The 22,984-nt window shown below is 62.2% G+C and carries 21 protein-coding genes; 12 read left to right on the top strand and 9 right to left on the bottom strand.

Annotated features, from left to right (window positions below):
• Nucleotides 1-535 precede the first annotated feature (535 nt).
• Both X773_RS47910 and X773_RS47915 read left to right on the top strand, forming a co-directional pair.
• Nucleotides 536-1,348, top strand: coding sequence for a nucleotidyltransferase (locus tag X773_RS47910; RefSeq protein ID WP_023675465.1), 813 nt, complete (start codon nt 536-538; stop codon nt 1,346-1,348).
• Nucleotides 1,341-2,093 carry a metallophosphoesterase gene (locus X773_RS47915; protein ID WP_023675466.1) on the top strand — a complete coding sequence of 251 codons (753 nt, stop codon included), beginning with the start codon at nt 1,341-1,343 and terminating at the stop codon, nt 2,091-2,093. Before X773_RS47910 ends, X773_RS47915 begins: the two co-directional genes overlap by 8 nt.
• Before the next feature lie 4 nt (nt 2,094-2,097).
• Here X773_RS47915 and X773_RS77270 read toward each other — a convergent pair whose 3' ends face one another.
• The 3 genes from X773_RS77270 to X773_RS47925 are packed head-to-tail and all read right to left on the bottom strand — an operon-like array spanning nt 2,098 to nt 4,904.
• Nucleotides 2,098-2,265, bottom strand: coding sequence for a hypothetical protein (locus X773_RS77270; protein WP_084640998.1), 168 nt, complete (start codon nt 2,263-2,265; stop codon nt 2,098-2,100).
• A gap of 60 nt (nt 2,266-2,325) precedes the next feature.
• The gene (locus X773_RS47920; RefSeq protein ID WP_023675467.1) at nt 2,326-3,939 is read right to left on the bottom strand and encodes a DHA2 family efflux MFS transporter permease subunit; all 1,614 of its coding nucleotides are present in this window, start codon (nt 3,937-3,939) and stop codon (nt 2,326-2,328) included.
• A complete protein-coding gene (locus X773_RS47925; protein WP_245274638.1) occupies nt 3,936-4,904 on the bottom strand; it encodes an HlyD family secretion protein in 969 nt (322 codons plus the stop codon). Before X773_RS47925 ends, X773_RS47920 begins: the two co-directional genes overlap by 4 nt.
• Before the next feature lie 475 nt (nt 4,905-5,379).
• Between X773_RS47925 and X773_RS77965 the strand changes: the two genes are divergently transcribed.
• Nucleotides 5,380-5,811, top strand: a complete 432-nt coding sequence (locus X773_RS77965) for a hypothetical protein (RefSeq protein ID WP_023675469.1) — start codon at nt 5,380-5,382, stop codon at nt 5,809-5,811.
• 286 nt (nt 5,812-6,097) lie between these two features.
• Here X773_RS77965 and X773_RS47935 read toward each other — a convergent pair whose 3' ends face one another.
• The 3 genes from X773_RS47935 to X773_RS47945 all read right to left on the bottom strand — a co-directional run bounded on the left by X773_RS47935 (nt 6,098) and on the right by X773_RS47945 (nt 8,602).
• Nucleotides 6,098-7,288: an NADH-quinone oxidoreductase subunit D gene (locus X773_RS47935; RefSeq protein ID WP_023675470.1), complete on the bottom strand. Its 1,191-nt coding sequence runs from the start codon at nt 7,286-7,288 to the stop codon at nt 6,098-6,100.
• 66 nt (nt 7,289-7,354) lie between these two features.
• Nucleotides 7,355-7,780 (bottom strand): hypothetical protein, encoded by a 426-nt coding sequence (locus X773_RS47940; protein WP_023675471.1) that lies wholly within the window; start codon nt 7,778-7,780, stop codon nt 7,355-7,357.
• Nucleotides 7,781-7,927: 147 nt separating this feature from the next.
• Nucleotides 7,928-8,602 carry a DUF2161 family putative PD-(D/E)XK-type phosphodiesterase gene (locus X773_RS47945; RefSeq protein WP_023675473.1) on the bottom strand — a complete coding sequence of 225 codons (675 nt, stop codon included), beginning with the start codon at nt 8,600-8,602 and terminating at the stop codon, nt 7,928-7,930.
• A gap of 341 nt (nt 8,603-8,943) precedes the next feature.
• On the opposite strand from X773_RS47945, the gene X773_RS47950 reads away from it, so the two are divergent.
• The 7 genes from X773_RS47950 (at nt 8,944) to X773_RS47980 (ending at nt 17,285) form a co-directional block, all read left to right on the top strand.
• Nucleotides 8,944-9,771 (top strand): phosphogluconate dehydrogenase C-terminal domain-containing protein, encoded by an 828-nt coding sequence (locus X773_RS47950; RefSeq protein WP_023675474.1) that lies wholly within the window; start codon nt 8,944-8,946, stop codon nt 9,769-9,771.
• Between the two features lie 263 nt (nt 9,772-10,034).
• Entirely contained in the window at nt 10,035-10,976 is a 942-nt protein-coding gene (locus X773_RS47955; RefSeq protein ID WP_023675475.1) for a D-ribose ABC transporter substrate-binding protein, read from the top strand.
• A gap of 113 nt (nt 10,977-11,089) precedes the next feature.
• A complete protein-coding gene (locus tag X773_RS47960; RefSeq protein ID WP_023675476.1) occupies nt 11,090-11,743 on the top strand; it encodes a DUF2291 family protein in 654 nt (217 codons plus the stop codon).
• The gene (locus tag X773_RS47965) at nt 11,740-13,284 is read left to right on the top strand and encodes a sugar ABC transporter ATP-binding protein (protein ID WP_023675477.1); all 1,545 of its coding nucleotides are present in this window, start codon (nt 11,740-11,742) and stop codon (nt 13,282-13,284) included. Before X773_RS47960 ends, X773_RS47965 begins: the two co-directional genes overlap by 4 nt.
• Nucleotides 13,281-14,345: an ABC transporter permease gene (locus X773_RS47970; protein ID WP_023675478.1), complete on the top strand. Its 1,065-nt coding sequence runs from the start codon at nt 13,281-13,283 to the stop codon at nt 14,343-14,345. The genes X773_RS47965 and X773_RS47970 overlap by 4 nt, the downstream gene beginning before the upstream one ends.
• A 1-nt stretch (nt 14,346) precedes the next feature.
• Complete coding sequence (locus tag X773_RS47975) at nt 14,347-15,381, top strand: Gfo/Idh/MocA family oxidoreductase (RefSeq protein WP_023675479.1); 1,035 nt, start codon at nt 14,347-14,349, stop codon at nt 15,379-15,381.
• A complete protein-coding gene (locus tag X773_RS47980; protein WP_023675480.1) occupies nt 15,378-17,285 on the top strand; it encodes a hypothetical protein in 1,908 nt (635 codons plus the stop codon). Before X773_RS47975 ends, X773_RS47980 begins: the two co-directional genes overlap by 4 nt.
• 78 nt (nt 17,286-17,363) lie before the next feature.
• On the opposite strand, the gene X773_RS47985 is transcribed toward X773_RS47980, so the two are convergent.
• Together X773_RS47985 and X773_RS47990 are read right to left on the bottom strand one after the other, a co-directional pair.
• Complete coding sequence (locus tag X773_RS47985) at nt 17,364-18,332, bottom strand: helix-turn-helix domain-containing protein (RefSeq protein WP_198023535.1); 969 nt, start codon at nt 18,330-18,332, stop codon at nt 17,364-17,366.
• Between the two features lie 312 nt (nt 18,333-18,644).
• Nucleotides 18,645-19,358: a transcriptional regulator NanR gene (locus X773_RS47990; RefSeq protein WP_023675482.1), complete on the bottom strand. Its 714-nt coding sequence runs from the start codon at nt 19,356-19,358 to the stop codon at nt 18,645-18,647.
• A 184-nt stretch (nt 19,359-19,542) separates the two neighbouring features.
• Between X773_RS47990 and oiaX the strand changes: the two genes are divergently transcribed.
• A complete protein-coding gene (gene oiaX, locus X773_RS47995; protein ID WP_023675483.1) occupies nt 19,543-20,817 on the top strand; it encodes a 3-oxo-isoapionate-4-phosphate decarboxylase OiaX in 1,275 nt (424 codons plus the stop codon).
• Nucleotides 20,818-20,821: 4 nt separating this feature from the next.
• Nucleotides 20,822-22,189 (top strand): four-carbon acid sugar kinase family protein, encoded by a 1,368-nt coding sequence (locus X773_RS48000; protein WP_023675484.1) that lies wholly within the window; start codon nt 20,822-20,824, stop codon nt 22,187-22,189.
• An 84-nt stretch (nt 22,190-22,273) separates the two neighbouring features.
• On the opposite strand, the gene X773_RS48005 is transcribed toward X773_RS48000, so the two are convergent.
• On the bottom strand, nt 22,274-22,771 hold the full coding sequence (locus tag X773_RS48005; RefSeq protein WP_023675485.1) for a hypothetical protein: 498 nt from the start codon (nt 22,769-22,771) through the stop codon (nt 22,274-22,276).
• Nucleotides 22,772-22,984 lie beyond the last annotated feature (213 nt).

Here is a 22,984-nt window from a genome sequence, read left to right on the forward strand (position 1 = left end):
CTCGAACCCACCAACGATGACTTCGCCTGTCCAGCCCGTGCTCCCGCCGATGGCGACGCGGAACCAACACAAGCTTTGCTCGTTGAAGAACGCTGATTGGACTGAGACAGTGAGGGACTACAAAATGGAGAATGGCCTTTTCGCCACGCCGCCTGCAGCTTTCCGGCAAACAGAGTCGGTCTGGCCACGGGCGCTCAAGTGGCTGTTGCGCCGAGTGCGCAGCGCCTCCGACAGCTCGGGAACCATGTTGAAGCCAATCCTTTCCGAACCCGAGGACGATAGCGGGCCCACTCCGCCTCGACGTGCTTGAGGCTGACCGCGCTGCGATCTTGACGTCAAAAATGACCGCTCACATATCATTTTAGGGCCGCGCCGCAGCCGACAACCATGACCGCTTCGAAGGCCTGCCACGGCGGCGTGTCCGCCTGATGCAGCAGGCGAGAGCGGCAGTGCCGCGTAACGGCGGGAACCATCGGGCATGCTTGGCTATTAGATACAGGCGGCTGCTGGTCTGCCGGGCCAGGAGCCATTGCTTATGATCATCGATCCTCCACCGAAAAGTGCTATCCCGGCATCCGTTCCGTCGGTCGATCCAAAAGCCGCCCCGACGCTTCGCAATGCCGAAGCGGAGGTCTTTTATATCGAAGCGATCCGCGAACTTGTCGCGACCGGCATCCCCTTTCTCGTCGCCGGCACCTATGCCGTAAGCGCCTATACCGGGATCATCCGCCAGACCAAGGATCTCGACATTTTCTGCAAGGCCGGCGACTGCCCGCGCATCCTCGCCCATTTTAAGCAGATCGGCTACGCCGTCGTGGTCGAGGACGACCGGTGGCTCGGCAAAGTGTTCAAGGGCACCCATTTTTTCGACGTCATTTTCGCCTCGATGAACGGCACAATGCCTGTCGACGACCAGTGGCTGGAGCACGCCCGTCAGGGCGAATTGCTGGGCAGCCAGGTGCGGATCATCGGGCCCACCGAGCTTATCTGGTCCAAAAGTTTCATCCAGGACCGCGGTCGCCACGATGGTGCCGACATCTCGCACACCATCCTCAAGGCCCACGACCAGATCGACTGGCAAAGGCTGCTTTCCTACATGGAAGTTCATTGGGAAGTTCTGCTGATGCATCTCTTGAACTTCCGATGGATCTATCCGACGGAGCGGGGCCGCGTGCCCGCCTGGCTGCTCGACGAGCTGCTTGACCGGCTGGCCAAGCAGCGCGAATTGCCACCTTCCCGGATGAAAATCTGCCGTGGGCGCATGCTTTCACGAACTGACTATGAGATCGACGTCAACGACTGGGGTTTTGCCGACGTCGGCGGTGAAGGAGAACATAGCAATGGCTGACGAGCTCGAAACTGCTTCGCCGAAGGCGGAAAACGGCAGCGCACTCAAAGTCGCCGCCATTGGCGATCTGCATGTCGGCAAGGAGGACCAGGCCTCGTACCGCGATCTTTTCGGCGAGATGTCGCGTGCAGCCCAGGTTCTCGTGCTGACCGGCGACCTTACCAATCTCGGCAAGCCTCGGGAGGCCGAAATCCTTGCCGAGGAACTGCGTGCCTGCACGATCCCGGTCGTCGCCGTACTTGGCAATCACGACTATGAGTCAGGCGCCGTCGAGCAGGTCACCGACATTCTGCGCCAGGCGGGCGTTCACCTGCTCGACGGCGAGGCGACGGAGATTCACGAGGTCGGGTTCGTCGGGGTCAAGGGTTTCGTTGGCGGTTTTGGATCGCGCATGCTCGGCTCCTTCGGCGAACCGGCGATCAAGTCGATGGTGGCGGAAAGCGTGAACGAAGCGATGCGGCTTGAAAACGCAATGCGGCAGGTCCGCGCCAAACGCACGCTTGTCGTTCTGCACTATGCGCCTGTCGTCGAGACGGTCGAAGGCGAGCCGCTGGAGATCTTCCCGTTTCTCGGTTCGTCACGCCTGGCCGAGACAATAGACCGGTTCCAGGTTAGCGCGGTGGTGCATGGCCATGCGCATCGCGGCGCCTACGAGGGCCGCACACCGGGCGGGGCGTCGGTCTATAACGTTGCCATGCATGTCGCCAAGCCGACCGGCCGCCCCTACGCTGTGCTCGAAATCTAATAGGCTAGATGTTGAACGCCCGCTTCGGCGGAATATCGTTTTCATCCGGATTGGGAATGGGGTCCTCGTCGGGGAGCCTGTCGGGGTCCGGCTCACGCACGGGCTTGGGATCGGGGATGGGAGGCGGCGGCACCGGGGTCGGGGTTGGCTCGGGTGTGGGAATAGTGGCCATCGTGATCATCTCCTCTTGGCGCAGAACAACGCAATGGGTCAGCTGGTTCCCGCCTTCTGGTCAGCCCATCTCCGGATTCGCCTGTCTGCTGCCCGACTTGCTTGATCGCAGCAGCAGAGCAAGCGGAACGAGCAGGGCGGTTGCCACCGCGCAGTAGCGGAAGACATCGACATAGGCGAGCAGCGTGGCCTGGCGGGCGATCAACTGGCCAAGCCAGCCGATCGCCTGCTGCTTCGCCTCGACCATCGGCGAACCCTGGGCGACGAAATGCTCGGTCGCGTGCCGAAGCGCCTGCTGATAGGCGGGCGACGACTGCACGGTGTGGCCGACCAGATTCGATTGATGGATCTGGGAGCTTTGCGCAATGACGGTGTTGGACAGCGAGACGCCGATGCTGCCGCCGATATTGCGTGCAACGTTGATCAGCGCCGATGCCTGGTTGGTCTTCTGCGGGGGCAGGCCGACATAGGCCGCGGTCGAGATGGGAATGAACAGGAACGGCAGCCCGACCATCAGGAAAACACGGGCAAAGGCAAAGAAGCGGAAGCTGGCGTCCGGGGTGAGCGAGGTCATATGCCAAAGGGCCACTGCGACCACCGACATGCCCATCATGATCAGGTATTTGGGCTGCACGATGGTGCCTACAAATCCGGATACCGGCATCAAGATCAGCATGGCGATGCCGCCCGGCATCATCGAAAGGCCCGAGAGCGTCGCGGTGTAGGCAAATGTCGTCTGCTGCAGCTGCGGCACGATCTGGGTGGTGCTGAACAGGATAGCACCGACCGCCATCATGACCAGGAAGGCCGTGCCGAATTGGCGCGTGAACAATAGACGCATGTCGACGACCGGATCGCTGCGACTGAGTTCCCATGGGATAAGCAGCAGGAACGCGATCGCGGAAATCACTGCGAAAGTGGTGATGAAATCCGAGGCGAACCAATCGTAGCGCTGGCCCCGGTCGAGAAAAATCTCCAGGCACCCCAAGGCCGTCGCCACCAGGACGAACCCGATCCCGTCGATCTTCAGGCCGCCCTTCAGCCGTTCCTTGCGTTCGCGTTCGAGTACGTCCGGTTCGACCAACAGCCATTGCACCAGGGCCAGCGACAGGATGCCGAACGGCACGTTGATGAAGAAGATCCAGTGCCAGGAGAAATGGTCGGTCAGCCAGCCGCCGATCGTCGGCCCGACCGTCGGTGCGACGATGACGGCAATGCCGTAAAGCGCGAAGGCCTGCGAGCGCTTTTCAGGCGGAAAGGTGTCGGCAAGGATCGATTGCTCGCTTGGCGCCATGCCGCCGCCGCCGAGGCCCTGAAGGACCCTGAACAGGATGAGCAGTTCCAGGTTGGGCGCCAGTCCGCACAGCAGCGACGCGACGGTGAAGGTCGCCACGCAGAGCATGTAGTAGCGCTTTCGGCCGATGACGCTTGCCAGCCAGCCGCTGACCGGAATGATCACCGAGTTGGCAACGAGATAGGTGGTAATCACCCAGGTGCTTTCATCCATTCCGGCCGCCAGGCTGCCGGCGATGTTGCGCAGGGCGACATTGGCGATCGAGGTGTCCAGCACCAGCATGAAAGTGGCGATGGAGACGACGACGGCGATGAGCCACGGATTGTGTGTCCCGGCGGCGGATCGGCTTTCGCCCTGATTTCTGGTGGTTTCGCCGTTCATCGCACCTTGACCGTCGGCACCACCGACAGGCCTGGCCCGAGAAGCACATCCGGCGGCTTGTCGAAGACGATCTTGACCGGCACGCGCTGCACCACCTTGACGTAATTGCCGGTGGCATTTTCGGCCGGCAGGAGGCTGAAGGCGGTGCCGCTGCCGGCCTGGATACTGTCGACGCGGCCATGGAAGGACTTGTCCGGGTAGGCGTCGATGTCGATGTCGACCGGCTGTCCCTGCCGCATCAGATCGAGCTGCGTCTCCTTGAAATTGGCCTTCACCCAGACCTCGTCGGGAACGAACATCATCAATACCTGGCCGGGTTGGGCGTAGGTGCCCTTAGCGGCGGAAATGCTCGTTGCGCGCCCGGCTGCGGGTGCTGTGATAGTCGTGCGCGACAGCGTCGTGCGGGCTTGCTCCTGGCTGGCCTTTGCCTGCTCGAGCTGCGCCTCGGCGCTCCTGGCCTGTGCCTGCAAGACCGAAACCTGGCTTTTTGCGGAGGCGACATTGGCCTCGGCGCTGTCCAGCGCGGCCTGGTCCTGACGCAACGTCGATGCCGCCTGCTGCGCCTGCTGCTGCGTTGCTGTGCCCCTGGCCAGGAGTTCGCGATTGCGTTGATCCTCGGCCTTGGCGAAATCCAGCGCTGCCTTGGCCTGTGCAACCTGCCTCTGGGCAGCGTTTACCTTTGCGTTTTGAGCCTCGATCTGGGCGGCGACATTGACGATTTCGGCCTCGGCCGCGGCGACGCCGGCATCGGCCTGCTTCAGGTTTGCCTGATAGTCGCTGTCGTCGATACGCAGGAGGACATCGCCCGCCTGTACATGCTGATTGTCGGTAACCGCCAGCTCGGTAATGCGGCCGGCTATTTGCGCACCGATCATCACTGTGCGCGCATCTATGAAGGCGTCGTCGGTCGATTCGTACTGGCGAGCGTTCAGCCACCAGATCGCGATGCCTGCCGCGACGAGCAACAGCGCAAGCGCGATGGCTGCGGCCGCATAGGGATGGCGCCTGGGAAAGCCGAGCAGACCGGCCTTTCGTTGCGAGGCATTCCCGTCGGGTTTTTCCTGCCGGGGCTCTGCCGATCGCTCACGAGATTCTCGAACCGGGGCCGGTTGCTCCCGGGTTTCATTTACAGGCTCGACGTCTTGCTCGACGCGTTGAGGCTTCGTGTCCAACGGAATTGCTTTCAAGACTGATATTGCAGCCGCCGAAGCGGACGCAAAGCCAAACGGCAAGCTTCCGCAAAAGTTCCTGTCCGGAAACGGGTTCGGTTAACGGGTCGACATCGAACACAGGCGGGGGCGCGTCGGAATTCGAGCGCCGCTTCACCGGGCAGGTGATCCGTACGCCTCATGTTGCGACGGTCCGGCCTTGTCAGCGCTCCATGGCGCGATAATTGCTCATGTAGGCGTGGGCGAATTCACCTGTCGACAGGAGCCGACCATGAAACATCAAACACTCGACCAACTGCAGGCCGTCGCGGAAGTTGAGTCCTTCGCGGCGTATCCGGCGATGACTCGAACCCAGCGGATTGAACGTTGGGCGGAACTTCTCGAACAAAATCCGACGCGATGCCTTGGGGCGCTTCCAGGCACCGAATATATGAACAGGGAAGCGCGTGACAGATCGCGTGGCGCTGGGACGCCGCTCACTGTCGCCTTCGAGGATCCGGTTCTGCGTGCCATGGGCCTCAGCGATGATACCTATGGTGAGGCAAAGCGCTTCTTCGAACTGAGCGACCGGCAGTTGCACCAAATCGTCTGCCATTGCCATGTCGGCGCTACGATGCAAGCGAGATGGGCCGCTGCCAGGGTGCGCGGGATAGTTCGCGGCAACAGATTTGTTGCCTGGATGAAGGGCTTGATCGTGCATTGAGGCGGTACGAGGAACGGCGGAACACGCGTTCTTTCCGCGCCGTGGAGAGCGCTTCCGAACTTGGAAGGGCTCGTGCCCCGTCGGGCCGCGCAGATTGTGAAACTCCTCGACGCTTGGCTGCGCCTTGTCGCGGCCATGCGTGCGTCCTTGATGTGAGAATTTGAGCTGGCCCGCCGCAGGTGAGGGCCTTCGTCTGACCGGCGGTCGAGCGCCGTCCAGGCCTGCCTGCGCGGCTACTAACGACGAATGATCCTGCGATCGGGGAAGATCCTGCGACCTGGCTAAACTAGCGATCGATTTCTCCGAACACGATGTCGAGCGAGCCGATGATCGCGGCAACATCGGCGATCATATGGCCTCGGGACAGGAAATCCATCGCTTGCAGGTGGGCGAAGGAAGGTGCGCGGATCTTGCATCGGTAGGGAATGTTGCCCCCGTCCGACACGAGGTAGACGCCGAATTCACCCTTCGGCGCCTCGACGGCGGCATAGACTTCACCGCTCGGCACGCGAATGCCTTCGGTATAAAGTTTGAAGTGGTGGATCGTCGCTTCCATCGAGCGCTTCATCGTGGCACGCGGCGGCGGCGTGATCTTGCGGTTCGGGATCGCGACCGGCCCCTGACCTTCTGGTGAGCGCAACATTTCCAGACATTGCCGCATGATCCGGACCGACTGGCGCATTTCCTCCATGCGGACGAGATAGCGGTCGTAGCAGTCGCCATGCTTGCCGACTGGGATATCGAAATCCATCTCCGAATAGCATTCGTATGGCTGCGCCTTGCGCAGGTCCCAGGACGCGCCCGATCCGCGCACCATCACGCCGGAAAAGCCCCAGGCCCAGGCATCGTCGAGGCCGATCACGCCGACATCGACATTGCGCTGCTTGAAAATGCGGTTCTCGGTCAACAGCTCTTCGAGATTGTCGCAGACCTTGAGGAACGGATCGCAGAACTTCCAGATGTCGTCGAGGAGTTCCGGCGGCAGATCCTGATGCACGCCGCCGACCCTGAAATAATTCGCGTGCATGCGGGCGCCGGACGCGCGCTCATAAAAGACCATCAGCTTCTCGCGCTCGGCGAAACCCCAGAGCGGCGGCGTCAGCGCGCCGATGTCCATGGCTTGCGTGGTGACGTTGAGGAGGTGCGATAACAGCCGGCCTATTTCGCAGAAAAGCACGCGGATGAGCTGTCCGCGTTTCGGAACCGATATTTCGAGGAGCTTCTCGGCGGCGAGACAGAATGCATGCTCCTGGTTCATCGGCGCGACGTAGTCGAGCCGGTCGAAATAGGGCAAGGCCTGCAGGTAGTTCTTGTACTCGATGAGCTTTTCGGTGCCGCGATGCAGCAGGCCGATGTGGGGATCGGCGCGTTCCACGATCTCGCCGTCGAGTTCGAGCACCAGCCGCAGGACGCCGTGAGCGGAGGGATGTTGTGGCCCGAAATTGATGGTGAAGTTGCGAACTGCAGCCTCGGCCATGACAGTCCTCCGCGATCGGGCGGCCTTCGTTTCCGTGCCGGAGCCGGCTTGTCCGCTTTCAGCCGCTCACGTCGTCGTCTGGATGATCAGCGTCAGCGTGCCGTCGCCGTCGATATTGGCCGCCACGACCTGCGTGGAATTAAGCCCGTTCGCCGCCAGCGCCGATGCCGCCTGCGGGGATGCGTCGATCGAACTTTGCAGGATGCGCAAATCCTCGGCGCTGGTCTGGGTGACGACGGCCTCCGCCTGTGCCTTGATGTCAGGAGGCAGATCCTCCATCGCCACGATTGTCACTGCGGTGAAATTCTGGGCGGAGAAGGCTTGGTCAGGTGTAGTCTGGTCGGGAGTGGTCCCTTCGGGCGTGGCTTGCTCTGGCAGGGTTTGCGGGGCCGTCGGCGGGACAGGGGCAAGCTCTGGTCCCACGGATTGCGCATAGACCGGCGAGGCAAGGGCCAGCGCCGAAAGTGTGGCAATTGTCGTCGATAGGCGCATGGCCGTTCCTTCCGTTTGCTCAGCGGACGATCAATTCGGTGACGACAAAACCATCGTGTCGAAATATGGTTCCGTGACCGAGGTGATGTCTTGCCGAAAGCCGTGATTGTCGCGGAAAGCAGGGCGCGAAATCCGGCGTTGCCTGTCTCAGGCAGCGGTGTGGCTGCGATCGGGCTGCGGCCAGCGCTGCAACGCCTCACGGCCCTGAGCGGTCAGTTCGTAGATCCCGCGATCGGTGCGTGCGAACCAGCGATACACATTGTGCAGCAGGATCTTAGGCGCGTTCGGCAGGTTGGGCTTCAAGTCACGCGGCCGCTTTGGGCCGTCGGCGAGGGCTGCGGCGCATGCCAGCGCCTGCTGGCGATAAGCGGTCATGATCGGCGCACGCGAGCCGCCGCCGGCGACAGGATCGCCCTGCCGACGCCGATGTTCGTCAATTAGCTTCGAGCGGCGCCGGGGATCGCGACGCGGAGCCAATGCCGTCGGGCTGAGCAGCACCTGAACCTCGCCGTTCGGTCGCACGCCAAGCAGGCCTAAGCCGAGCCGACGGCAGAGATTGCGGTATCTCACATCGCTCTCACGGCCCTTGCCGCGGGCCGACATGCATGCCGCTAGCCAGACCTCGTCGCTCGCCGCCATACGGTCGACGCCCTGGAGGACGAGTTCGAGGTTGAACTTCAGCTTCAGCTCGCAGATGACGACGATCGGTGGAGAGTCGGCACTCAGCGCCAGCAGATCGCAGCCGCCGATCTCGCCCTTGACCATAAATCCCAGGCCTTCCAGGAAGGCCTTGACCGGGCTGTAGAGTGACGTTTCGAGCATGGGCCTTTGTCGGCTGCGAATCATCCCGCCGATCGGCGGTTCAGCGCGATGATCGCTCATTGCCGTTGAACAGGAGGTAAACGACGGCCGAGCAAGTGGTCAGAGCCGTGCCATGGCCGCTTGCCAATTTGGTATGCTGGTATAATGTGTACCTGAGGTAGCATGCTCCGCGTAGCTGCGCTGTGCTGGACATCCGGGCGCCCGAGACATCGTCCATGGCATCGTCATTTGAGCGGCGGCTCCCCTGCGTTCTCTAATCCGCCAACCGGCGGCAATGTGCTCACAAGTCAATGGGATAACGATCGGCAGGGCCGTCGTTGGAATTCAGGAGTAACGGACACATGACAACGATTGCGCTGTTTGGTGCGGGCGGCAAAATGGGTTACCGTCTGTCGACCAATTTTCGCGGATCTCCCTATACGATACGCCATGTCGAGGTCAGCGACGCCGGCCGCGAGCGGCTTAAGTCGGGCCTCGGCATCGATGCCGTCAGCGCCGATGAGGCGCTTGATGGCGCCGATGTGGTGATCCTGGCGGTTCCGGACACGCACATCGGCAAGGTCGCGGCGAGTATCGAGAGCAAGCTTGCATCAGGCACGATGGTCGTCGTGCTCGACGCCGCGGCACCTTTCGCCGGGCATTTGCCGAAGCGGCCGGACCTGACCTATTTCGTCACCCACCCGTGCCATCCGCCGATCTTCAACGACGAGACCGACATGGCGGCGAAGAAGGACTATTTCGGCGGCGTCAAGGCCAAGCAGCACATGGTCAGCGCCTTGATGCAGGGACCGGAGGAGGATTTCGCCAGGGGTGAGGCGATCGCCAAGATCATCTGGGCCCCGGTCATGCGCTCGCATCGCGTCACCGTCGATCAGATGGCGCTGCTCGAGCCCGGCCTTTCGGAAACGGTATGCGCTTCGCTGCTCGTCGTCATGAAGGAGGCCGTTGACGAGGTGGTGGCGCGCGGGGTCGACAAGCAGGCGGCGCTCGACTTCCTGCTTGGCCATATGAACGTGCTTGGCGCCGTCATCTTCGGCGAGACCAAAGGCGTGTTCTCCGACGCCTGCAACAAGGCGATAGAGTTCGGCAAGCCGGTGCTGATGCGAGACGACTGGAAGCGGGTGTTCGAGCCGGAGGAGATTGCCGCGAGCATTCAGCGCATCACTTGAGGGCAGCGACGCGTCTTCCGGAACATGTCACCTGTAATTGTCATTGACTCATCATACCAGTTGGCTTAGCTGTTCGATGGATCGGACCGTCAAGCTTCGCAGCAGGATCAGGCGCTGGATGAGTGGAGGATAGGGGGAGCGATCCGTCGAAGTGAAGCCGGCAAGGCTTGTGAATCTGACGCGACCCGCCGCCTACGGCCGGCTAACGAAATCGAATGCATATAGCCTTGGGATAAGGCACGGATTTTCAACGGGAGGAATACATGAAACTGACACGCAGAATGACGCTTGCGGCTTTTGCCGGCATGCTGGCGCTTGGCACCGCCGCACCCGCCTATGCGGCGGATTTGATCGCCATCATCACGCCCTCGCATGACAATCCGTTCTTCAAGGCGGAAGCTGTCGGCGCGGAGGCCAAGGCCAAGGAACTCGGTTACGAGGCGTTGGTGCTCGTCCATGACGACGACGCCAACAAGCAGTCCGAATTGATCGACACGGCGATTGGCCGCGGCGCCAAGGCGATCATCCTCGATAATGCCGGCGCCGACGCCACCGTCGCCGCGGTGCAGAAGGCCAAGGACGCGGGCGTTCCTTCCTTCCTGATCGATCGCGAGATCAATGCCACCGGCGTTGCCGTCGCGCAGATCGTCTCCAACAATTATCAGGGCGCCCAGCTCGGCGCACAGGAATTCGTCAAGCTGATGGGCGAGAAGGGTAATTTCGTCGAGCTCGTCGGCAAGGAATCCGACACCAATGCCGGCATCCGCTCCAAGGGTTACCACGACGTCATCGACGACTATCCGGACCTGAAGATGGTGGCGCAGCAGTCGGCCAATTGGAGCCAGACCGAGGCCTATTCAAAGATGGAATCGATCCTCCAGGCCAATCCCGATATCAAGGGCGTGATCTCCGGCAACGACACGATGGCGATGGGCGCTTATGCGGCACTTGCCGCTGCCGGCCGCAAGGACGTCATCGTCGTCGGCTTCGACGGGTCGAACGACGTGCGCGATTCGATCACCTCCGGCGGCATCAAGGCGACAGTCCTGCAGCCGGCCTTCGCGCAGGCGCAGATGGCGGTCGAGCAGGCCAACGACTTCATCAAGAACAAGAAGTCTCCGGCCGAGGAAAAGCAATTGATGGATTGCGTCCTGGTCAATGGCGACAATGCCGCCAAGCTGGAGACATTCGCGCTCACCAACTGAGCCGGCGTAACATCAAGCAGCAAGGGACGAGCCTCCGGTTCGTCCCTTGCTTCCATTTCGCCCTTGCCTCCATTTCTCTGGGTGCTCCTGACCGCCATGCCGAACGAGCCGACATGTTCAACACGCTGACCCGGCCGATCTTTGTCGCATTGTTCCTCGCAGCAATAGGCAGCCTGACCGCCTGCAAGATCTTGCCGACGCCGTCGGCGGAAAACGGCGGCACTGGCTCCGCGTTCAATCCCGACAAGATGGTCGAGGACATCTGGGCGGCGAAAGTGATACCCTATCTGCAGCAGAAGGCCGGGCCGTTTCCCGAGGTTCATGCCTTGGCCAAGACCGATCCCGCCGCTGCCGGCGCCAAATACGGCAATCCGAAAAAGCAGGCGAATTCGCCATGGACCTTCGCGGTTCGGCTCGAGGGCAAGGTCGTGGCAGCCAACACACAGTCACGCGCGGCGACGATGGACATCGATGCCGACGGCGACGGCAAGGCGGACGCGCGGGTGCAGATCGGACCCGCCATGCGCGGAACCGCGCTGCGCGACAGCCTCGACTTCATCCAGTTCAACGATTTCACCAACCAGATCGACTTCGCCCAGTTCGGCAAGGCTTTCAACGCCTATGCCGACAAGACCGTGCTTTCCAAGCTGCCGCGCGAGGCACTCGAGGGCCGCAGCGTCGAGGTACTTGGCGCCTATACGCCGGGCAGTGGCCAGGACCTGCCGCTGGTGACGCCGGCGGAAGCAAAGATCGGGCCGAAGCCATGACCGGCGATCAAGATGTCATCCTAAAGCTGGAGGACGTCTCGAAAGTCTATTCCGGCACCGTCGCGGTCAAGCGGGCGAATTTCGAGGTGCGCAAAGGCGCGGTCAACGTGCTGGTCGGCGAAAACGGAGCCGGCAAATCGACGCTGATGAAGATCATCGCCGGCGTCGAGCAACCGACGCTCGGGCGCATCTTGCTGGACGGCGAGGAGGTTTCATTCTCGTCTTCCGGTGATGCCGTGAGCCGCGGCATCGGCATGGTTTTCCAGGAGCTGAATCTGTTCGGCAATCTGACTGTCGCCGAAAATATTTTCGCCACCCGCGAGATCACCAACCGCTTCCGCAAGATCGACCGCAAGGAGCAGGAGCGCCGCGCGGCGGAGTTCCTTGAACGCCTGGAAGCCGGCATCCGGCCCGACATGCTGGTCGAGGATCTGCGCATCGGCCAGCAGCAGCTGGTCGAGATCGCCAAGGCGGTTTCGCTCGATGCGCGCATCCTGATCATGGATGAACCGACCTCGGCGCTCAGCGCGGCGGAAGTCGAGATCCTGTTCAAGGTGATTGCCGACCTCAAGGCACGCGGCGTGGCAATCGTCTACATCTCGCACCGGCTCGAGGAACTGATCCGCATCGGCGACACCATCACGGTGCTGCGCGACGGGCGCATCACCGGCCAGGCGGAGATGAAAGACGTCGACACCCAATGGATCGTGCGGCAGATGATCGGCTCGGACGCCAAGGACTTCGCCAAGGCCGACGGCCATGTGCCGGGCGAGGAAATATTCCGCGCCGAGGACATCTGCCTGCCGCGCGTCACCGGCGGGCTTGCGGTCGATCACGTCTCGCTATCGCTACGCACCGGCGAAATCCTCGGCATCTATGGCCTGATGGGCGCCGGACGCAGCGAGCTGTTCGACTGCATCATGGGCCGCCACGGCCATTCGACGGGCGCGATATTCATTGCCGGCAAAAAAGTGCACGAGCGCGACACGACGCGGCGCATCCGGCGCGGCCTGGCGCTGATCCCCGAAGACCGCCAGCGCGAAGGGCTGGTGTCGATCCTCTCCGTCGCCAGCAATCTGACGCTGGCCAGCCTGTCGCGGTTCGTGCGCCTGTTCCACATTCGTGGTGCCGCCGAACGACAGGCGGTGACCCAGACGGTGCGCGAACTGGCCATCAAGGTCGCCGATCCGGCGCAGGAAGTCTCGTCGCTGTCAGGCGGCAACCAGCAGAAGGTGGTGATCGGCAAGGCGCTGCTCACCGGCCCGAAGGTGCTGTTGATGGACGAGCCCAGCCGCGGCATCGACGTCGGCGCCAAGGCCGACGTGTTCCGCACCATGCGCAAGCTGTCGCGCGACGGCCTGGGGATTCTGTTTGCCACCTCCGATCTCGACGAAGTGATGGCGTTGTCCGACCGTATCGCAGTGATGAGCAATGGAAAATTGACCGGCATGTTCGATCGCGCAGAGGCGACGGAGGCCGCGCTCGTCGCTGCCTCGGCCTTCGGCCACGGACCGGTCCCGCACGGAGAGCAAGGCGCATGACTGACATCCCAGCCAAGGCGGCGGTCAACTCCATGTCGGGCGGCTCGGTCCTGCTGACGCTGATGAAGGCGAGGACGTTCATCGCGCTGATCGCCGTGCTGTTATTCTTCTCGATAGCCGCCCCCAATTTCCTATCGGCCGCCAATCTTATCCTGATGTCGAAGCACGTGGCGCTGAACGCATTCCTCGCAATGGGCATGACCTTCGTCATCATCACCGGCGGCATCGACCTGTCGGTCGGCTCGATCGTCGGCCTGTGCGGCATGGTGGCCGGCTACCTCGTGCTCAACGGCATCGACCTGCAGGTCGGCTACACCATCTATTTCAACGTCTTCGAGATCGCGCTGATCACGCTTGCCGTCGGCATATTGATCGGCGCCGTCAACGGCTTGCTGATCACCAGGCTTAACGTTGCGCCTTTCATTGCCACGCTCGGCGTGCTCTATGTCGCACGCGGCCTGGCGCTGCTGTCGTCGGACGGCCGTACTTTCCCCAATCTCGTCGGCAAGCCGGAGCTCGGCACCACCGGATTCGGCTTTCTCGGCGCCGGCCGGTTGCTCGGCCTGCCGGTCGCGCTCTGGATTCTGCTCGTCGTTGCGCTAGGGGCGGCCTATCTCGCCAAATACACCCCGCTCGGCCGCCACATCTTCGCGGTCGGCGGCAACGAACGGGCGGCGCGGATTTCGGGCGTCCGCGTCAATATGGTGAAGATGTTCGTCTACATGTTCTCCGGCTTCTGCGCGGCGATCGTCGGGCTGATCATCTCGTCCGAGCTGATGGCGTCGCATCCGGCGACCGGCGAGAGCTTCGAGCTGAACGCCATTGCCGCGGCGGTGCTCGGCGGCACCTCGATGTCGGGCGGTCGCGGTACCATCGGCGGTACCATTGTCGGCGCCTTCGTCATCGGCATCCTTTCGGACGGGCTGGTGATGATGGGAGTGAGCTCGTTCTGGCAGATGGTGATCAAGGGCCTCGTCATCATCGTCGCCGTCGTCGTCGACCAGGCACAGCGCCGGCTGCAGAGCCGTGTCACGCTGATGCAGATGGCAAAGGCCGGCTGACATGGCGGAACTGCGTGGAGCGCTGATCGGCTGCGGCTTCTTTGCCGTCAACCAGTTGCATGCCTGGCGCGACATAGAGGGCGCCTCGATCGCCGCCATCTGCGACCGTGATCCGGACCGGCTGCGGATCGTCGGCGACCAGTTCGGGGTCGCGCGGCGCTATACCGACGCGGCAGCGCTGTTTGCCGGCGAAAGGCTGGATTTCGTCGACATCGCCACCACCGCACCAAGCCACAGAATGCTCGTGGAGATGGCGGCGCAGCACGGCGTTCCGGCAATCTGCCAAAAACCGTTTGCGCCGACGCTTGCCGACGCCAAGGCGATGGTAAAGGCCTGTGCTGACGCCGGCGTGCCGCTGATGGTGCATGAGAATTTTCGCTGGCAGTCGCCGATCCAGGCGGTGCGTACCGTGCTCGACAGCGGCGAAATCGGCCCCCCCTTTTTCGGACGGATCTCGTTCCGCTCTGCCTATGACGTGTTTTCTGGCCAGCCTTATCTGGCGACGGGAAAGCGCTTCATCATCGAGGATCTGGGTATCCACATCCTCGACATCGCCCGCTTCCTGCTGGGCGACGTCTCGACCGTCACTGCGCGAACGGCGCGCATCAATCCCGGCATTGCCGGCGAGGACGTTGCGACGATGCTGATGGACCACACGAGCGGCGCCACTTCCGTGGTCGACTGCAGCTACGCGAGCAAGCTCGCTACCGAGCCGTTTCCGGAGACGCTGATCGAGATCGACGGCAGCGACGGCACGATCCGGCTGGCGCAGGGCTACCGGCTCACCGTCACCGGCAGGAGCGGGACAGCCGTGAGCGACGTCTCGCCACCGCTGCTGGCCTGGGCATCACGGCCGTGGCACAACATCCAGGAAAGCGTCGTCGCCATTCAAAAGCACTGGGTCGATTGCCTGACCAACGGAACCGAGCCCGCGACCTCGGGCGCGGACAACCTCAAGACATTAGCGCTGGTCGAGGCAGCCTATGCCGGCGCCGCAAGCCGGGAGCCGGTGCAACTCGACGCCTTGCTGAAATGACAGCCGACGCCTTCCTCCTCTACGGCACACGTGCCGTTGAAGCCGAACCGGTCAGGCTGCGCGCCGGCGCGCTGACGGCGGACTTCGTCAACGGCAATCTGCGCAGCATCCGCCACGGCGACACCGAAGTTCTGCGTGCCATCGCCTACATCGTCAGGGATCGCGACTGGGGCACCTACGAGCCGACGCTCACCGATTTAATCATCGACCAGGGCGATGACGCTTTCTTCGTCAGCTATTCGGCAGGTTGTTTCGGACCAGAGGGAAGCCGGCTCGACTTCCGTGCGACCATCAAGGGCTCGGCTGATGGCCAGCTGATCTTCGACGTGAGCGCTCTTCCCGACAACGATTTCGAGACCAATCGCTGCGGCTTCTGCATCCTGCATCCGATTGCCGGCCTGGCCGGCAGCCCGGTCACAGTCGAGCATACCGATGGCAGCGTGGTCGCGACGCGGCTTCCAGAGCTGATCGATGCCTGGCAGCCTTTCAAGGATCTGCGGGCGATCACCCATGAGGTCCGGCCGGGCGTCACCGCCGAATGCCGTATGCAAGGCGATACTTTCGAGATGGAGGACCAGCGCAACTGGTCGGATGCCTCCTACAAGACCTATGTCCGGCCGCTCGCGCTGCCATGGCCCTATGTGCTGCCCGCCGGCAAGACCTTCCGCCAGACCATCAGCTTGCGGATAGAGGGTCGCGGGAAACTGCCGGCGGCTGCGGCAACCGTCGAACCAATTCGCGTCACGCTCGGCAAAGCCGGACCGGCGCTGCCGGATATCGGCGTGATCGTCTATCCGGATGAGGTCGAGGCGGCGCTGGGCAAGCTGCCGATGCTGTCCGAGCTTGGTCCGCAGCAATTGATGTTCCATTACGACCCGACGCGTGGCCATGGGCTCGACGCCTTGCGGGCTTACGCCCAGCTCGCCGCCGCCTATCCGGTCCGGACAACGCTCGAATGTGTCATTGCCGGCGACGGCGATCTCGACGCCGAGCTTTCAGGCGTCGCCGACATGGTGCGCCAGGCCGGGCTCAAGCTTTCGGCCATTGCCGTCTCGCCCTCGGTCGACCGGCAGTCGACGCCGCCGGGCAGCGCATGGCCGCAATGCCCACCGCTCGAAGACGTCTATGCCGCGGCGCGGCGCGCCTTTCCCGACACCAGCCTCGGTGGCGGCATGTTCAGTTATTTCACCGAACTCAATCGCAAGCGTGTGCCGGCTGACCCGCTCGATTTCGTCACGCATTGCACCTGCCCGATCGTGCACGCCGCCGACGATCTCAGCGTCATGCAATCGCTGGGGGCACTGCCTTTCATCACGGCGTCAGTACGAACGATCTTCGGAACAATACCTTATCGGATCGGGCCGTCGACCATTGCCATGCGCCAGAACCCTTATGGCGGCGCGACCAAGGCCAATCCCGACAATCAGCGCATTGCCATGGCCGACCGCGACCCTCGCCATGCCGGGCTGTTCGGGGCCGCGTGGACGATCGGCTATGCCGCGCGCGTTGCGCCGGCCGGGCTCGAAATGCTCACGCTCTGCAGCTTCACCGGACCATTCGGCGTACTGGCCTCGTCGGGCGAACCTGTCGAAGAAGGTGCACCCCGGCCGATTTTCCACGCGGTGAAAGGACTTTGCGATCTGGCCGGCCATGCGCATATGGCGGCGACAACGACCGATGAGACGCGGGTGCTGGCACTGGCCGGCCGCTCCCAGACAGGCAAGATCATCGTCTGGCTGGCGAACCTTACCTCGGACGACGTTCCAGTCGATGTTTCCGGGCTCGGCTCCGATCGGGGTCCTCTGAAGATCTGGGATGGACGAATATCGCGCAAGATTCCGCGAGATACGTCGGTCCGAGACCATCTTGTGATGACACCCTATGCAATCGTCCGGATCGGCTGAAGTCATTTGCCGAGGCTCATGGATAGCCGCACTTCCGCGGCGGTTGCCCGTAGCCGCAGCACTTCCGTTGCCGACTTGTCACCGGATTTGCTTTCGAAACTCGCCTGGTGCCATTCCAGTTGTCTTGGAAAAAAGACGGCTGAACGAGGCGACGTCCTGATATCCGACGCGATAGCAAATTTCTGAAACACTCAGTTTCGTTTCCTCAAGCATGGATTTTGCCAACTCCAGCCGCCGTTCCTGGATCCATTTTCCCGGCGTTGTCTGGAGTTCGTCGAAAAATCTGCGAGACAGGGTTCGCGAAGACATGCCCAATTCAGTTGCGAGAAATTTCAGATCGATTTCCGACATCTTGTCTTTCGAGAGCTCGCGCAGCTTGTTCTCGAATGGGCTGGCCTCGTTCGAAATTTCGTCGAGAGAAAATTCGTAGGGACTCTGGAATTTGCGCGGCGGAGGAAGAACCAGAAGTTTTCGAATGATCCGCTCCTCTTTCGAGAAGCCCAGATCGATCAGCAAAGCCCTGGCGAGTTCGAGTCCGGAAAACCCGCCTCCGCATGTGTAAAGGCGGTCCTGGCGAATGAGCAGGCGGGAAGCGTCCCATCGCACTTGCGGAAACCGGCGGCTTGCCTCGGCTTTCAGCCACCAGGATATCGTTGCGCGTTTACCGTCCAATAATCCCGAATTGGCGAGCAGATAACACGCGCCGCAATGTGCTGCGATGATTGCGTCCTGCTGTTGCGCGAGCGCGATCAGCGGTTTTGAATGTTCACTCTCCTCGTCGAGCGAGCGCAGAAGCTCCGGAATCTCGACGCCCGGCATCGCAATGAGAATCAGGACATCCATTTTCCGGGATGGTTGAGCCTTCGTCGGGAAGGAAATTCCTGTACTTGATGTCGACGGCGCGCCCCTTGAAACGAACTCACAGGAGAGAACCTGTGACCGGCAGACGTCATTCACAAGCTGAAACATTTCCACGAGCGTCGAGACGACGGCCGAATAGAAATTCGTCGGCAGCCAGATCACGACGTGGAGGCTCCTGTCAGCCATTGCGGTTCTCCGGGTGTCGTTCTCGCCGATTGGCAAATCTAGCATAGTCTTTGCAAGAATTGCCAATTCAAGAAGAAGCCAGGCGCCTCCAAGACGGGCCTATGCGGGCCTGCTGACGAAAGCGGGCGGCGGAAATCCACGGCTGGGAAGATGCAAATGCTGAAATCGCTGAATGAAAACAACGCGGCACATACACCGGATTCAGACGGCAACATAAAACTGCGTCGGTCCGGGCTCAGGCTGATCTGTGGTCAGCCAGTAGGCCGAGAGCAAGGTCCGACCGCGACGCCGGTCGGGACCTGCACTTGATTTTCAGTTGCCGGAATTCATCACGTAGAGCGCGCGCGAGCGTTCGAGGTGCTTGATCATCGCCTTCTCGGCGCCATCCGCATCCTTGACTTCGATGCGTCCGACGATCTCTTCGTGCTCGGTTAGCGTGAACTTTTCCTTGCCGGTCCAGATCAGCATTTCGGTGTGGTATTCCTTTAGCCAGCCTAGCATTGCCTCGCTGACGGCGACATAGATCGGGTTACCGGATATTGCCGCGATCTGTGTGTGGAATTTCATGTCGGCGGATATGAAGGCTTCCGAGTTGCCACGATGGCTGCGCTGCTCGGCGACCGTTTCCCGCAGCCGCTGCACGTCCTCGGCTGTGGCCTTTTCTGCAGCTTCCTTGACCATTCCGCGCTCGAAGAAGATGCGCGCGTTCTTGAGGTGCTCGAGCGTGTCTTTCGATGACGACAGGATGATCTTGGCTGCGCCGTCGACCTGCTTGATGATCGACTTGGCGGTGAGCTGCAGCACCTTGGCACGCTCGCCATGCGAGATCGCGACCAGCCCCATATTGCTCAATGCCTGCATCGCCTCGCGGATCGCCGGCCTGCCGACCTCGAAACGCTCCATCAATTCGCGCTCCGACGGCATGTCGTCACCCGGCAGCAATTCGCCGCCGGTGATCAAGCGCTTCAGTCTCAAGAATACTTCGTCGGAAAGCTTGCGCCGGACGATCGGCTCCGAACGGTTCATCGTCGCGAATCACTCCTTTGGCCGGCCCCCTATCTAGCATTTCCGGCGTGAATTCCGGAACGCCTGCTGCCGGCTCGCCCGGCCCTGCCCAGCCGGATAGGGCTTGCAAAGCTTATGTACTCATTATACCAGATTTCAAGGGCCAAGGAACCTTTTTCGAACCACCCCGGCAGGCCGCGCGAATATGATTGTTCTTACCTATCGCATCGAAACGCCCGGCAATATCGAGGCGCTGGCGGCCAAGATTGCAAGCGACCAGTCGACCGGGACCTTCGTCGCGCTGGCCGGCGAGACGGAAGAGCTCAAGGCCAGGGTCGCAGCGCGAGTCCTGGCGATACGGCATCTGCCGGACGCGGACCGGCCGTCCCTTCCCGAAACCGGTTCGGGAGCAAGCCCCGAAGCACGCAACGGCCCGGTCAAGCGCGCCGACATCGATATCGCCTTTCCGCTGGACGCCATCGGCACCGACCTGTCGGCGCTGATGACCATCGCCATCGGCGGCGCCTTTTCGATCAAGGGCCTGTCCGGCATCCGTGTCGTCGACATGAAGCTACCCGAGGAGTACCGGGGCGCGCATCCGGGCCCGCAATTCGGCGTCACGGGCAGCCGCAGGCTGACCGGTGTCGCGGATCGTCCGATCATCGGGACCATCGTCAAGCCGGCGCTGGGACTCCGCCCGTACGAGACGGCCGCAATGGTGCAAGAGCTGATTGCCGCTGGCGTCGACTTCATCAAGGACGACGAGAAGCTGATGAGCCCGGCCTATTCACCGCTGTCGGAGCGAGTGAGGGCAATCATGCCGCTGATCCTCGACCACGAGCAGAAGAGCGGTAAGAAGGTCATGTATGCCTTCGGCATTTCACATGCCGATCCCGACGAGATGATGCGAAACCACGATCTGGTGGCAAAGGCCGGTGGCAATTGCGCGGTGGTCAACATCAATTCGATCGGCTTTGGTGGCATGGCTTACCTCCGAAAGCGCTCTAGCCTGGTGCTCCATGCCCACCGCAATGGCTGGGACATTCTCACCCGCCATCCCGGCCTCGGCATGGATTTCAAGGTCTGGCAGCAGTTCTGGCGGTTGCTCGGCGTCGACCAGTTCCAGATCAACGGCATCGCCTCGAAATACTGGGAACCCGACTGGTCCTTCGTCGAATCCTTCAAGGCGGTGACCACGCCGATCTTTTCGCCGGCCGATTGCGCATTGCCGGTCGCCGGCTCCGGCCAGTGGGGCGGGCAGGCGCCTGAAACCTTCCAGCGAACCGGCCGAACGGTCGATCTTCTCTATCTCTGCGGCGGTGGCATCGTCAGCCACCCGGACGGGCCGGGCGCCGGCGTGCGCGCCGTGCAGCAGGCCTGGCAGGCGGCAGTCCAAGACATTCCGTTGGCGGATTATGCCTTGAGCCATGTCGAGCTGGCGCGGTCGATCGAGAAGTTCGGCGGCGGCGAGGCGGCCTGACGCCATGCAAAACCTGCTTCTGAGTTACTATGGCGACGACCTGACCGGCTCGACCGACGTTATGGAGGCGCTCGAGCTCGGCGGGGTGCCGACCGTCCTGTTCATGCGCCAGCCGGACGAGGCGCTGCTTTCGCAATTTGCGCATTGCCGCGCCCTCGGGCTGGCCGGCACCAGCCGCAGCGAGACGCCGCAGTGGATGGACACGCATCTGCGAGATGCCTTCGCCTGGCTGAAGACCGTCAACGCCGAGATCTGCCACTACAAGGTCTGCTCGACCTTCGATTCCAGCCCGGCAATCGGCAGCATCGGCCGGGCGATCGAAATCGGCCGCTCGGTTTTCCGGCAAGACGGCGTGCCGCTGGTGGTCGGCGCGCCGCAGCTGAAGCGCTACACCGCCTTCGGTCATCTGTTCGCGGCCTATCGCGAAAAATATTTCCGCATCGACCGCCATCCCGTGATGAGCCGCCATCCGACCACGCCGATGGACGAATCCGACCTGCTGATCCATCTGTCGCGCCAGACCAGCCTCGCCTCGGGCCTGGTCGACCTGGCGACGCTGCAGTCTGCGTCGCGGTCGAAAGCATTCGACCGGCTTGTGGAGAATGGCTCAGGTATCGTGCTTGTCGATGTCGATAGCCTGGAAACCCAGGCACTTGCCGGCAAGGAGATTTGGCGCGCTCGCAAGCCGGGCGGTTATTTCGTCGTCGGCTCTTCAGGCATCGAATATGCCTTGCTGGTCGAATGGGCATCGAACCGGATCGTGGATACCAAATCCGCCTTTTCGCCGCCGGGCGCTGTCGACAGGATCGCCGTGGTCTCGGGGAGCTGCTCGCCGACGACGGAACGACAGATCCGTCATGCTCTGGCCGACGGCTTCGACGGGATCGAGCTCGACCCGGTCAAACTGGTTTCTGAGGCTTCGAACGACGCGATTGCGCGCGCGGTGGCAACCGGCCGCTCCAGCCTACGGGCCGGGCGCAGCGTCATCCTCTACACCGCGCTCGGACCTGCGGCCGACCGCGGTGCAGAAATCGATCTCCGGGAAGGCGCCCGCCATAAGCTCGGCCGCGGCCTTGGCGAGGTTCTCCGCGAACTGACGCTTCAAGAGAAGCTACTGCGCGTGGTCATCGCCGGCGGCGACACGTCGAGCCATGCACTTGGCCAGATGGGCGTCGACGCGCTGACTGTGCGAATGCCGCTGCCGGCATCGCCGGGCTCGCCACTTTGTGTGGCGCATTCAAGCATTAAGGCGATCGATGGGCTGGAAATTGCCCTCAAGGGCGGGCAGGTCGGAACCGACCGCTATTTCTCCACTATTCGCGATGGGGTCGGGTCGGCGGTTGAGAGCGGGGATATCAGGTCAAATCGGTGATGCTCGATCGGGATCGAGGATAGTCACTAGCCGGCAAACCAGAAATCTCAGGCGTTCAGATCAGCGGCAATGCCACTCATCCCGCTATCTGCCCATTGCCCTGCCTGGATGATACTGACGGGCGTAGGCGACACAGGCGTCCACCGTGCTGACACAAAGCGCATCGCGGTTGTTCGGCAGGTTGTTGTCGCCGGCGTAGGCAACCTCGGCAACATGACCGTCAACCATTCGAATTTGTGTGTTGCAATAGCCGCCGGGGGCGACGTTGACGGAACCTCCGAGCGCAGGGACCGGGCCAATGGCCACCGTCGGAACCACAATGTTGAGATTGCCACGTTGAACGACGCGCTGATAGGTCCAGATCTGGCCGGATTTGCCGACATCGGCAGTGGCGGTCGGAAAGCCGGCGCACATTCGAACGTCCGCCTCGCTAAGGCCGACCATCTCCCTGCGGGCTGCTGCCGCCGTGGCGTCCTCTTTTGCAGTGCTCGACGTGTCGTCGGGCATGACGCAGGAAGACAGGATGGCGGCGCTTGCCGATAGAAGGAGAAGGGCAAGCTTTCGGGTGTGGAAAGATGTCATACCAACTTCGGATTGCACGGGAGCCCCGAATGCCAACCTAGGAAGTGGGCCAATCGAGTCAACCGGCAGAAAATTCACGAAGTCGTTTGGTCCGCCATTCCGCCGCACGCATCTGCTGGAAGAGGTTGAGGCTGCCGCCGTGACCCTCGCGCCCTATCTTCCGCCTGGGCATCGGATTTCCCAAACCGATCCCTTCTTGTCAGACGTACTGGC

Origin of the sequence: Mesorhizobium sp. LSJC280B00, assembly GCF_000502835.1 — a bacterium.
In the GTDB taxonomy this organism is placed as follows: Bacteria; Pseudomonadota; Alphaproteobacteria; order Rhizobiales; family Rhizobiaceae; genus Mesorhizobium.